Here is a 12255-nt window from a genome sequence, read left to right on the forward strand (position 1 = left end):
GGTCCCGGGCTTTTCAAACCCCGCCCCCGGTGTGCTTTTCCGGACGGCCGTGCCACGAACGCCCGGTCGGAAGTGGCCCCACGGACCCGCGCTCACCGGTGCGCGCTCACCGATCGACGCTCAGTGGCCTTCGGCGGCGGAGGTGACCGCGGCGACGCGGCGGACGACGACGTCGATCGCCGCGTCGATGGCGTACTCGTAGCCCTCCTCACGGTCGAAGTGCGCGAGTTCGGCGACCGCCTCCGCCACGTGGGGCAGGCCGGAGCCGGCCAGCAGGGCGCGGCGCTGGGCGAGGCCGCCCGCCTCGACGACGCCGTAGGTCGGCCCGGTCCTGACCTCGCGCAGCAGGATGCCGACGAGGGCGGCCACCAGCAGCCGCAGCAGTTGGACGGCCTCGCCGACCGGGCAGCCGGCGCCGCGCAGCACCGCGAGCATCGCCTCGACGGGGGCGAGGGCGGCGAGCGAGGTGACCTGACGGGTCAGCACCAGTGCGGCCGCCTCGGGGTGCAGCAGCGCCCGCGCGCGGAAGGCGTCGGCGACCGCGCGCAGGTCGGTGGCGAAGTCCCCGGTCAGCTCGGGCAGCGCGATCCCGCCGAGGAGGTGCTCGGCGACGGCGTCCAGCAGCCCGTCCTTGCCGTCGACGTGGTTGTAGAGGCTCTTGGCGTCGACCCCGAGGGTGCGGGCGACCGAGCGCATCGAGACCGCGGCGGTCCCGTCGGCGTCTATCACCTTCAGCGTGGCCTCGACGATCCCGTCCCGGGAGAGCTGGGCGGTGCCCTTGGGCGGTCGGCCGCGGCGCGCCGGGCCGGGCTCCGCGCAGGTCGTGCCGGTCTCCGGGAGTCGCGTCATAGCAGCTCATTGTGCCCTGCCTTGCACAAACCCACAACGTGGGTATTGAATGGCCCGCGGATTACCCACGGTGTGGGTAATGAGGATGAGGAGCGCCGATGCAATTTCCTCCGACCCGCCAGGTCAAGCAGGTGGTGCGCTGGGGCGCCAACCACGCCCTCCCCCGCACCGCGGTCGCCCTCGGTGCCCGGCGCGGCGACCTCCAGGGGCGGCTCGTCGCGAAGATGGCCGGCGGCACCAGCGCCGAACTGTTCGCCCTGCTCGACGACATCCGCGCCCAGGGACCTGTGCTCACCTCCAGGTTCGGGAGGGTCGTGACCTCCCACGAGGCCGTCCGGGAGGCGCTGGCCAACCCCGATGTCGAGGCGGGCCGCTTCGTGGCCGCGGACACCCTGCTCGCCAAGGTCGGTGCCTGGTCGGAGATCGAGGTGCTGCACCCGGTCCGGCCGCCGTCGCTGCTCGCGGTCGAGCCGCCGCAGCACACCCGCTACCGCAAGCTCGTCACGAAGGTCTTCACCGCGCGGGCGGTGGCCCAACTCCAGGAGCGGACCCAGCAGATAGCGGACGAACTGGTCGGGACCATACCGGCCGACGAGCCCGCCGACCTGATCGCGCGCTACTGCGCGCTGCTGCCCGTCACGGTGATCTGCGAGATCCTGGGCATCCCGCCCGCCGAGCGGCACCGCGTGCTGGAACTCGGCGAGGCGGCCGCGCCCAGCCTCGATGTCGGCCTGCCCTGGGGCGAGTTCCGCCGGGTGGAGTCCGCGCTCGGCACCTTCGACCAGTGGCTCAGCGGCCACCTGGACCGGCTGCGCGCCGACCCCGGCGAGGACCTGCTCAGCCAGCTCGTCACCGCCCAGGAGGACGGCACGGGCCTGACCGACAAGGAGCTGAAGTCCACCGCCGGGCTGGTGCTCGCGGCCGGCTTCGAGACCACCGTCAACCTGCTCGGCAACGGCATCGCGCTGCTCTCGGCCGACCGCGACCAGCTCGCCCTGCTCCGCGAGCGGCCCGACGCCTGGGGCAACGCGGTCAACGAGATCCTCCGCTACGACCCGCCCGTGCTGCTCACCGGCCGCATGACGGTGCGGCCGACCACCATCGCGGGCACCGCGGTGCCGGCCGGGCGGCTGGTCAGCGTGGTGCTGGCCGGGGCCAACCGCGACCCGGAGGTCTTCGCCGACCCGCACACCTTCGACGTCACCCGCGAGAACGCCCGCGACCACCTGTCGTTCGGCGCCGGACGCCACTACTGCCTCGGGGCGTCACTGGCGCGGATGGAGGGCGAGGTGGGGCTGCGCACGCTCTTCGAACGCTTCCCCGCCATCGAGCTGCGGGCCGGGGCGCGCCGCCGCCCGACCCGCATCCTGCGCGGCTACGGCACCCTGCCCGCCGTGGCGCGCACACGCCGGTGAGTTCCGTCAGTGCAGCACCTTCTCTTTCGCCCGTTCGTACTCGCGGTCGGAAATGGCGCCCTTGTCGTGCATGTCGGCGAGCTTGGTGAGCTGTTCGACTTCGGGCGCGTTCGCCCCGGCCGTGGTACGGACGTAGCTCTCGAACTCCTCCTGCCTTGCTCGGGCGTGGGCCTGCTCGCGCGCGCCCATGTGCCGGCCGCGGGCGACGACGTAGACGAACACGCCGAGGAACGGCAGCAGGATCACGAACAGCAGCCATCCTGTCTTTGCCGCCCCGCCCAGGTCGTCATCGCGGAAGACGTCCACGATGACCCGGAAGAGCAGGACGAACCATAGAACGGCCAGCGCGAGCAGGAAGACCGTCCAGAACGCCCCGAGGATCGGATAGTCGTAGGCCAGGGTCACGGTCCCTGCCATGGTCTTCTCCCTTCCGCGTCAGGCCGGTCCTTCGTCCTCGGCCACCGTGATCGCGATGCCCAGGGCCTTGGTGATGTTGGCCGCGGCGGCCATCACCCGCGCGGTGCCCACGACCGGGGCGATCGCCACCAGTACGTCCTGCACCCGCTCGGCGGTCAGGCCCGCCTCAGCGGCGGGACCCAGGTGCGCGGCATAGGACAGCGCGGGAGCGTCCATCGAAGCCAGAGCCGCGACCCGGGTCAGCAGCAGCGTCCGGTCGTCCAGACCGCAGCGCTCCAGGGAGTCGACCGTCATGGCGGCAAGGGTGTCCAGGACAGGTGTCTCCGTCGGTGCGGCCATGATCGGGTCACCTCATTCCACTACAGGAGAAAATGTGACTTTTATTCCATCGTAAAGCGACATGACCGCGGGTAGGGGTACTGGACGGAAGGATGTGGGGCGTCAGCGCTCCAGCAGGCGCATCTGCGCCGCGTTGTGGGTCTCGCCGGCGGCCGGGGGAAGGCTGCTGAGCTTCGCCAGCTGCGCGTCCGTCAGGTGGACCGCGTCGGCGCCGATGTTCTCCTCGACGCGGGCGACCCGGCGGGTGCCGGGGATCGGGGCGATGTCGTCGCCCTGCGCGAGCAGCCAGGCGAGCGCGACCTGCGCCGGGGTGGCGCCGATCTCCGCGGCGACGGCCGCGACCTCGTCGGCCAGCCGGAGGTTGTGCGCGAAGTTCTCCTGGGTGAAGCGGGGGTTGTCGGCGCGGAAGTCCTTCGGGTCGATCTGGTCGGCCGAACGGATCGACCCGGTCAGGAAGCCGCGGCCCAGCGGCGAGAAGGGCACGAACCCGATGTTCAGCTCGCGCAGCACCGGCAGCACCCGCTGCTCCGGGTCACGGGTGAACAGCGAGTACTCCGACTGGAGCGCGGTCACCGGGTGCACCGCGTGCGCGCGCCGGATGGTGTCGGGACCGGCCTCGGACAGCCCGATGTACCGGATCTTGCCCTCGGCGACCAGCTCGGCGAGGGCGCCGACGGTCTCCTCGATCGGCGTGCCCGGGTCGACGCGGTGCTGGTAGTACAGATCGATCCGGTCCGTACCCAGCCGCTTCAGCGAACCCTCGACCGCGGTGCGGATACTGGCCGGGCTGCTGTCGGCGCCGCCCTCCCGCCCGGTGTGCGAGATCAGCCCGAACTTCGTCGCCAGCACCACCTGGTCCCAGCGGCCCTTGAGCGCGCGGCCGACCAGCTCCTCGTTGACATACGGCCCGTAGACCTCGGCGGTGTCGACGAACGTGAGGCCCAGCTCCAGGGCCCGGTGGATCGTACGGATCGACTCCGCGTCATCGCTCCCCGCCCCGGCGTACGCGTGGGACATGCCCATGGCGCCGAGCCCGATCCGGGAGACGTCCAGGTCGCGCAGCTTGATGTGCTTCATCGCTCCTCGTTCCTCGTCATGATCTCCTCGTGATGATCTCCTCGTCGCCAACGCGCGGCGCCCGGCCCGCATTCCGCGCCGCGCCGGGCGCGGGCCACCCGGCGGCGGCCCGCGCCTGCCGACACCGCGGCTACTTGCGCCAGAACAGGTGGTGGGTCACCCCGCTCGGGCTGGGGACGACGTCCACGTGGAAGCGGTCGCGCAGGTCGTCCGGCGAGTCCCACAGCCGCAGCCCGGAGCCGACCCGGACCGGGGCGACCACGATGTGGAGGGTGTCGACCAGGTCGGCGTCCAGGAACTCCCGGATGGTGCTCACCCCGCCGCCGAGCCGCACGTCCTTGCCCTGCGCCGCCTCCCGCGCCTGCGCGAGGGCCTCGGCCGGGTCCGCGTCGACGAAGTGGAAGGTGGTCTCGCCCAGGGTGAAGGACGGCCGCTCGTGGTGGGTGAGCACGAACACCGGGGTGTGGAAGGGCGGTTCGTCGCCCCACCAGCCGCGCCACTCCTCGTCCTGCCAGGGCCCGCGCTGGGGCCCGAACTTGTGCCGGCCCATGATCTCGGCGCCGATGTTGTGCGCGAAGTCGCGGGTCATGTAGTCGTCCAGCCCGCGGCTGCCGCCGCCGTCGGTGCGCATCGGCCAGCTCGCGGTGGCCCCGGCCCACGCGAACAGCTGCCCGGGGTCGACATGCCCGAACGGCCGCTCGAGCGTCTGCTCCTCGCCGGCGCCGACGCCGTCGCTGGACACGGTGAAGTTCTGTACACGCAGCAACTGCGCCACGGGTTCCTCCTGTGCGGTCGGTGACGGACATGAGACCGCCGCCGCCGCGGAAACTCATCGCTGCCCGCGGCGGCGGCCCGCCCGTGCCGGAAGAGATACCGGACGCCGTACCGGAACCCGCACCGGAGGAACCCGGACGGACACCTACGCCTGCGTGAACAGCGGGTCGTAGGCGGTGGAGGCCGCGCGGCCCGACATGAAGGACAGGAAGTCCTTCACGAACGCCGCCCGGGAGTAGCGGACTTCGCCGCCCGCCACGCTGCGGTGGAAACCGGTGCGGAACAGCGCCCGGTACTCCTCGGCGTCGATGTACTGGTTGCCGTCGGCGTCGGTGACGTCGAAGAGCACCTCGGCGACCCTGATCAGCGCCGGACCGGCCAGGGAGGGGACAGCGTCGGCGTACTCCTGCGCGCTGATCCGGCCGTCGCCGTTGACGTCGAGGTCCACCTGGAGCTCCTTCCACCAGGCGGCGAAGGCGTTGTAGAGCCGGGTCTCCTGCGGCTCGTCCAGATCCAGGCGGAAGGACAGCTCCCGGGCCATGGCGGCGAGGTCGGGCCAGTCGAGGTAGCCGTCGCCGGTCTGGTCGAGGACCGCGGTGAAGAACTCGCCGGAGCCGCGCACCCGGGCCGCCGCCTCCCGGGAGTCCGGCGCCCGCTCCGCACCGCGCGTCCCGGGCCGCTGCCCGGCCTGTTCCGCGGTCCGCTGCGCGGGCAGCGGCGCGACCAGCCGGAACAGCGCGCCGGCCCGTTTCACCTGGCCGCGCAGCGCGTCCAGCGCCGCCGCCCGGGGGTCGTCGCTGCCCGGGGTCAGCGACAGCAGGTCGGTGACGGCCTCGGTCCGCACCCAGCCCTCGGGCAGGAACCGCGCCAGCCCCGCCGCGAGGTACGCGCCCTGCATCAGCGTCTGCGCGCCCGGCGTCTCCGGCAGCCCGGCGCGGCGGCGGAACGCCTCGGGGAGCGAGGCCACGGTGATCGCGCCGATCACCGGCCCGGCGACCGTCCGTCCGGCGGCCCACGCGGTGGGCAGGCCCTCCAGCAGCGGCGGCGCCGGAAGGTGGTCGAAGAGCTTGTAGAGGATCAGGCGCACCGCGTCCGTGTTCTCCAGTTCCTCCTCGACCACGCGGTCGTAGTACCGCCAGAACTCCGGCAGCGTGGGCGGCAGGTGCCCGGCCCGGTCCCCCAGAGCGGCCAGGTACGCGCGGAACTCCGCGTACAGCTGCTCCATCGTGGCCTGGTCGAGCGGCTGCCCGCTGAGCCGGCACATGGTCACGGAGCTCTCGAAGAGCGTCGCGACCACCCACGCGCGGACCGCCGGGTCCATCGCGTCGTACGCGCGGTTCTGCGCGTCGGTGCCGGACAGCCTGGCGTGCAGCCGGTTCAGGCGGGCCGCCTCCCGCTGCCGGGTGCGGTCGTCGGCCCCGAACATCCGCTGGAGGCTGACGAGGGTGTTGCGCAGCCGCCGCCACGGGTGCGCCACGAACGTCGAGTTGTCGATCAGGGCCGCGCCGACCTGCGGGTGTGCCGCCTCCAGCACCGTGGCCCGGACCACGGCCAGCGCCCAGCGCGGGTCGTTGAAGAACCGGTGGAACTGCGCGTCCGGCCCGAACAGCGAACGGCCGCCGCCGTCCTGGGGATGGGCGCGGGGGCCGGTGCTCCCCGCGCCGCTGCTGCCTGCTTCGGTCACAGGTGGACCTCTCCGTTCGGGGACGGGGCGACACCGCCGAAGCGGCGGTCGCGCTGCTGGTAGGCGCGGACGCACTCCAGGAAGTGCGGCGCGCGGAAGTCGGGCCACAGCACCGGGGGGAAGACCCACTCGGCGTAAGCGACCTGCCAGAGCATGAAGTTGGAGATGCGCTGCTCACCGGAGGTGCGGATGACCAGGTCCACGTCCGGGGTGTCGGGGAAGGGCAGGTGCGCGGCGAAGTGGCGTTCGTCGACCGCGTCGGCCGGCACCGCGCTGCGGATCAGCGAGCGGGCCGCCTCCACGATGTCCCGGCGCCCGCCGTGGTCGAACGCCACGGTCAGCGTCATCCCCCGGTTCGCCTCGGTCAGCGTCATCAGGTCCGCGAGGTCGCGGGCCAGCGGCGCGGGAATCCTCGGGTCGCTGACGCCGAGGAAGCGGCAGCGGATGCCGCGCACGTGCAGCAGCGCCGCGTGCTTGCGGACCACCCGCCGCACCAGCCCCATCAGGAAGTCGACCTCGCCGGCCGGGCGGCGCCAGTTCTCCGTGGAGAACGCGTACAGGCTCAGCCACCGCACGCCCGCCGAGCGCGCCGCCTCGATCACGTCGATCACCGGTGCCTCCGCGGCCCGGTGCCCCGACGTCCGCGGCAGGGACCGCTGCTGGGCCCACCGGCCGTTGCCATCCATCACGCAGGCGACGTGCCGCGGCACGTCCCGCCCGTCGAGCGTCACCTGTGCTCCCCCACTGTCGCGCAGTCGCCGCCGACCGGCGGTCCGGCACTCAGCAGGGTCCCGCCGGCCGGGCCCCGACACACCGCGATCCCGCGCGATTCACCCGCCGTACGCCCGTCCGAATACGTCGACGGCGGGGGTCTCAGCCCTTCTCGTACGCGTCCACGACCTCGTCCGTGGGGCCGTCCATGAGCAGCTCGCCCTGCTCGATCCACAGGGTCCGGCCGCACGTCTCACGGATGGACCTGTTGTTGTGCGACACCAGGAAGACCGTCCCGGCCTCCTCGCGCAGCTCCCGGATGCGTTCCTCCGAGCGCTTCTGGAACGCCCGGTCGCCGGTGGCCAGCGCCTCGTCGATCATCAGCACGTCGTGGTTCTTCGCCGCCGCGATCGAGAACCGCAGCCGGGCCGACATCCCGGAGGAGTACGTCCGCATCGGCAGCGAGATGAAGTCGCCCTTGTCGTTGATCCCGGAGAAGTCGACGATCTCCTGGTAGCGGGCCTCGACCTCCTCCTGGTCCATGCCCATCGCCAGCGCGCCCAGGACCACGTTGACGCCGCCGGTCAGGTCGTTCATCAGCGCGGCGTTCACCCCCAGCAGCGACGGCTGGCCCTCGGTGTAGACCCGGCCGCGCTCGGCCGGGAGCAGCCCGGCGATCGCCTTGAGCAGGGTGGACTTCCCCGACCCGTTCGAGCCGATGATCCCGATGGCCTCCCCGCGGTACGCCACGAACGACACACCCCGCACCGCGTGCACCAGGTGGACATTCGGCGAACCCCGGCGCAGCAGCATCCGGGCCAGCGCCGTCGCCGCGCTGCCGCGCCCCGCGGAGGCCGTATGGATGCGGTACACCACATGCAGGTCGTCCACCACGACCGTCGGCGCCGCCCGGCCCTTCTCCGCACCCTCGTCCACCACCCCACCATGTCCCCCACCGCCCCCCTCCACACCCTCCCCGCCCCCATCCCACCCGGGTGGACGGTGGATGCGGGTCCTCCCGCAGAAGGAGGGCGCCCCAAAGGGGCGCGGGGAACTGCGCGACAAGCCCCCCACCGGGGGGCGGGTCCACCAAAGGCTTTCGGCGCGAGCTTCTTTCGCAGGAAGAGCCGAGCCAACCAGGGGCGCAGGGAACAGCGCGCGAAACCCCCCACCGGGGGGCGGGTCCACCAAAGGCTTTCGGGCGCGAGCTTCTTTCGCGGGAAGAGCCGAGCAAATCAAGGGCGCGTGGGGGTCCTTCCCAGGCGAAGCCCTGGGGGAGAACGGAGCGCAAGCCCCCCACCGGGGGGTGGTCCCGCAACCGGCAGAACCACCCACCCCGGAGGGTCCAGCTAGCTAGCCCCGCAGCACCGCCTCCGTACGCTCCGCGGCGCGGGCGACCGCCGCTTCGCGGGCGGCGGACGCCTCCTCGGCGGTGAGGGTCCGATCGGCCGCACGGAAGCGCAGCGCATACGCCAGGGACTTGCGCCCCTCCCCGATCTGCGGCCCGGTGAAGACGTCGAAGAGCCGCAGCGACTCCAGGAGTTCACCGGCGCCTTCGCGCAGGGCGGCCTCGACCTCGGCGGCGGGCACGTCGGCGGCGACGACGAGCGCGACGTCCTGCGTGGCGACGGGGAAGGTGGACACGCGCGGCCCGGTCGGCCGGCGGCCGGCCCCGGCGAACTCGACCAGGTCGAGGTCGACCTCCATCGCGGAGGTGCGCTCGGGCACGCCGAGCGCCTTGGTGACGCGCGGGTGCAGCTCACCGCCGTGGCCGACCAGGACCTCCGTGCCGTCGGGGGCGACGGCGTAGAAGGCCGCGCACCGCCCGGGGTGGTAGGGCGCGTGCTGGTCCTGCCGCAGGATCAGCTCGACCCCTGCCTCGCGGGCGACCGTGCGGGCCGCCTCGATCGCGTCGGCCCAGCCGGCCTGGTGCCCCGGGCCCCACCAGCCGGCGAGCTCACGGGACCCGGCGAGCACCACCGCGGCGTGCCGCGGCTGCTCCGGCAGCGCGGCCTCCAGCGCGGCGATCTCCTCGGGCGTGGGCCGACGGTCGGCCGGCAGCCGCGGCGGGGTGCCGGCGCCGTCCTTGGGGTGGAAGACCAGGCCGGTCTCGAAGAGCGCGAGGTCGTGGCTGCCGCGCCCGTGGTTGCGGCGCAGTGCACCGAGCAGCCCGGGCAGCAGGGTGGTGCGCAGCGCCGGTTCGTTGTCGGAGAGCGGATTGGCCAGCAGTACGGTGCGGCGGCGCGCGTCGTCCGCGTCGAGGCCGAGCGCGTCGAAGACGTCGGCGCCGACGAAGGGGTAGTTCGGCGCCTCCACGTAGCCGGTGCCGGCCAGGGCACGGCCGATCCGGCGGCGCAGCAGCTGGGAGTCGGTCAGGCCGCGCTGCGAGGGCACCTTGGGCAGGGTGGAGGGCAGGTTCTCGTAGCCCTCCAGCCGGATGACCTCCTCGGCGAGGTCGTTGGGGAAGGCGAGGTCGGGGCGCCAGCTCGGCACGGCGACGACCAGCTCGTCGGAGCCGGTGACGTGGCAGCCGATCTGCTGGAGGCGGCGCACCACCGTCTCGCGGCCGTACGCGGTGCCGGCCACCCGGTCGGGGTGGTCGGCGGCCATCGCGACGGTGCGCGGCTGCACCGGAACGGCGACGTCGGTGACGCCGGGCTCCGCGGTGCCGCCGGCGAGCAGCACCAGCAGGTCCACGGCGCGCTGTGCGGCGGCCGCGGTGGCCTGCGGGTCGGTGCCGCGCTCGAAGCGGCGGGCCGCCTCGGAGCCGAGCTTGTGGCGGCGGGCGGTGCGGGCGATCGACACCGGGTCGAAGTGCGCGGCCTCGATGACGATCTCGCTGGTGCCGGAGTCGATCCCGGAGTCGGCGATCTCGGTGTGCGCGCCGCCCATGACGCCGGCCAGGCCGATCGGCCCGGACCCGTCGGTGATCACCAGGTCCTCGGCGTCCAGGACGCGTTCGACGCCGTCGAGGGTGGTCAGCTTCTCGCCGGCCTCGGCGCGGCGCACCCCGATCGGGCCGGTCAGCCGGGTCCGGTCGTAGGCGTGCAGCGGCTGGCCGACCTCGAACATCACGTAGTTGGTGATGTCCACGGCGAGCGAGATCGGCCGCATGCCGACCTTCTGCAGCCGGCGCTGGAGCCAGATCGGCGAGCGGGCCTCGTGGTTGACGCCGGTGACGGTGCGGGCGGTGAAGCGGTCGCAGCCGGCCGGATCGGCGACCTGCACCGGGTAGCCGCCCTCCTTGGGCGCGGGCACGTCGATCAGCGCGGGGTCGCTCAGCGGCAGCCCGAACGCGGTCGCGGTCTCGCGGGCCACCCCGCGCAGCGACAGGCAGTAGCCGCGGTCGGGGGTGACCGCGATGTCCAGCACGTCGTCGACGAGTTCGAGCAGGCTGATCGCGTCGGTACCGGCCTCGTGCTCGGGCGGGAGCACCACGATGCCGTCGTGGTCGTCGCCCATGCCCAGCTCGCGGGCGGAGCAGATCATGCCGTGCGAGACCTTGCCGTAGGTCTTGCGGGCGGAGATGTGGAAGTCGCCGGGCAGCACACCGCCGGGCAGGATCACCACGACCTTGTCGCCGACCGCGAAGTTGCGGGCGCCGCAGACGATCTCCTGCGGCTCGCCGGTTCCGTTGGCCTTGCCGACGTCCACGGTGCAGAACCGGATCGGCTTCTTGAAGCCCTCCAGCTCCTCGATGGTCAGCACCTGGCCGACCACGAGCGGCCCTTGCAGCCCGGCGCCCACGCGCTCGACGGTCTCGACCTCGAGACCGGCGGAAATGAGCTTGGCCTGGACGTCGCGGCCGGTGGTGCCGGCCGGCAGGTCGACGTACTCCCGCAGCCAAGAAAGCGGGACCCGCATCAGATCTCCATCCCGAACGGAAGGGTGAAGCGCACGTCACCCTCGACGATGTCTCGCATGTCCTCGACGTTGTGGCGGAACATCATCATCCGCTCGATGCCGAAGCCGAAGGCGAAGCCGCTGTACTTCTGGGGGTCGACACCGCAGGCCACGAGCACCTTCGGGTTGACCATGCCGCAGCCGCCCAGCTCGATCCAGCCCTCGGAGGAGCAGGTGCGGCAGGGGCGGTCGGGGTTGCCGACGGACGCGCCGCGGCAGACGTAGCAGAGCATGTCCATCTCGGCGGACGGCTCGGTGAAGGGGAAGAAGTTCGGCCGCAGCCGGGTGGTCATCCCCTCGCCGAAGAGCGCGACCACCATGTGGTCGAGGGTGCCCTTCAGGTCCGCCATGGTCAGGCCCTCGTCCACGGCCAGCAGCTCGACCTGGGCGAACACCGGGGTGTGGGTGGCGTCCAGCTCGTCGGAGCGGTAGACGCGGCCGGGCGCGATCACGTAGACCGGCAGCTCGCGGGCGAGCAGCGCGCGGATCTGCACCGGGGAGGTGTGGGTGCGCAGCACCATCCCGGACGCCTCGGAGCCGTCGGGGCCGGCGACGAAGAAGGTGTCCTGGGCGTCGCGCGCCGGGTGGTCCGGCGGGAAGTTCAGCGCGTCGAAGTTGAACCACTCGGCCTCGACCTCGGGGCCCTCGGCGACCTCGTAGCCCATGGCGACGAAGATGTCCTCGATCCGGTCGCTGAGGGTGGTCAGCGGGTGGCGGGCGCCCGCCGGGACCCGGCCGTAGGGCAGCGTGACGTCGACCGCCTCCTCGACCAGGACCCGCGCGTCGCGCTCGGCCTCCAGCTCGGCCTGGCGGGCGGTGAGCGCCTTGTTCACCTGGCCGCGGGCCTGGCCGACCCGCTTGCCGGCCTCGGCCTTGGCCTGCGGGGGCAGCGCGCCGATCTCGCGGTTGGCCAGCGCGAGCGGCGAACCGCCGCCCGCGTGCGCGGTCCTGACATGGGTGAGGGCGTCCAGATCGGCGGCGGCCGCGATCGCGGCGAGCGCTTCGTCGCGCATCCGCTCGATCTGCTCCGGCTGCAACGCCTCGACTTCGACTGGGTCGTACGACTTGTTCGGTGCCGACATCTCT

The 12255-nt window shown here is 72.9% G+C and carries 11 protein-coding genes; 1 reads left to right on the forward strand and 10 read right to left on the reverse strand.

Going from position 1 to position 12255, the window contains the following annotated elements; genetic code table 11:
- Positions 1-120: 120 nt before the first annotated feature.
- Positions 121-849 (reverse strand): TetR/AcrR family transcriptional regulator, encoded by a 729-nt coding sequence (locus tag AC3ERT_RS10780; protein WP_435136059.1) that lies wholly within the window; start codon positions 847-849, stop codon positions 121-123.
- Between the two features lie 98 nt (positions 850-947).
- Between AC3ERT_RS10780 and AC3ERT_RS10785 the strand changes: the two genes are divergently transcribed.
- Positions 948-2264, forward strand: coding sequence for a cytochrome P450 (locus AC3ERT_RS10785; protein WP_435173781.1), 1317 nt, complete (start codon positions 948-950; stop codon positions 2262-2264).
- Positions 2265-2270: 6 nt separating this feature from the next.
- Here AC3ERT_RS10785 and AC3ERT_RS10790 read toward each other — a convergent pair whose 3' ends face one another.
- The 9 genes from AC3ERT_RS10790 to pheS form a co-directional block, all read right to left on the reverse strand.
- Positions 2271-2681 (reverse strand): SHOCT domain-containing protein, encoded by a 411-nt coding sequence (locus tag AC3ERT_RS10790; protein ID WP_435136065.1) that lies wholly within the window; start codon positions 2679-2681, stop codon positions 2271-2273.
- 18 nt (positions 2682-2699) lie between these two features.
- Positions 2700-3020, reverse strand: coding sequence for a carboxymuconolactone decarboxylase family protein (locus AC3ERT_RS10795; RefSeq protein ID WP_435136068.1), 321 nt, complete (start codon positions 3018-3020; stop codon positions 2700-2702).
- A gap of 102 nt (positions 3021-3122) precedes the next feature.
- Positions 3123-4097, reverse strand: a complete 975-nt coding sequence (locus AC3ERT_RS10800) for an aldo/keto reductase (RefSeq protein ID WP_335975495.1) — start codon at positions 4095-4097, stop codon at positions 3123-3125.
- A gap of 130 nt (positions 4098-4227) precedes the next feature.
- Positions 4228-4872, reverse strand: a complete 645-nt coding sequence (locus AC3ERT_RS10805) for a dihydrofolate reductase family protein (RefSeq protein WP_335975491.1) — start codon at positions 4870-4872, stop codon at positions 4228-4230.
- Between the two features lie 144 nt (positions 4873-5016).
- Positions 5017-6555, reverse strand: a complete 1539-nt coding sequence (locus tag AC3ERT_RS10810; RefSeq protein ID WP_435173783.1) for an oxygenase MpaB family protein — start codon at positions 6553-6555, stop codon at positions 5017-5019.
- A complete protein-coding gene (gene uppS, locus AC3ERT_RS10815) occupies positions 6552-7286 on the reverse strand; it encodes a polyprenyl diphosphate synthase (RefSeq protein WP_335975489.1) in 735 nt (244 codons plus the stop codon). The genes AC3ERT_RS10810 and uppS overlap by 4 nt, the downstream gene beginning before the upstream one ends.
- Positions 7287-7428: 142 nt before the next feature.
- On the reverse strand, positions 7429-8202 hold the full coding sequence (locus tag AC3ERT_RS10820; protein WP_335975485.1) for an ABC transporter ATP-binding protein: 774 nt from the start codon (positions 8200-8202) through the stop codon (positions 7429-7431).
- Positions 8203-8619: 417 nt separating this feature from the next.
- On the reverse strand, positions 8620-11130 hold the full coding sequence (pheT, locus tag AC3ERT_RS10825) for a phenylalanine--tRNA ligase subunit beta (RefSeq protein WP_335975481.1): 2511 nt from the start codon (positions 11128-11130) through the stop codon (positions 8620-8622).
- The gene (gene pheS / locus AC3ERT_RS10830) at positions 11130-12251 is read right to left on the reverse strand and encodes a phenylalanine--tRNA ligase subunit alpha (protein WP_435136082.1); all 1122 of its coding nucleotides are present in this window, start codon (positions 12249-12251) and stop codon (positions 11130-11132) included. Before pheS ends, pheT begins: the two co-directional genes overlap by 1 nt.
- Between the last annotated feature and the right edge of the window lie 4 nt (positions 12252-12255).

The organism is Actinacidiphila sp. bgisy145 (genome assembly GCF_057708125.1).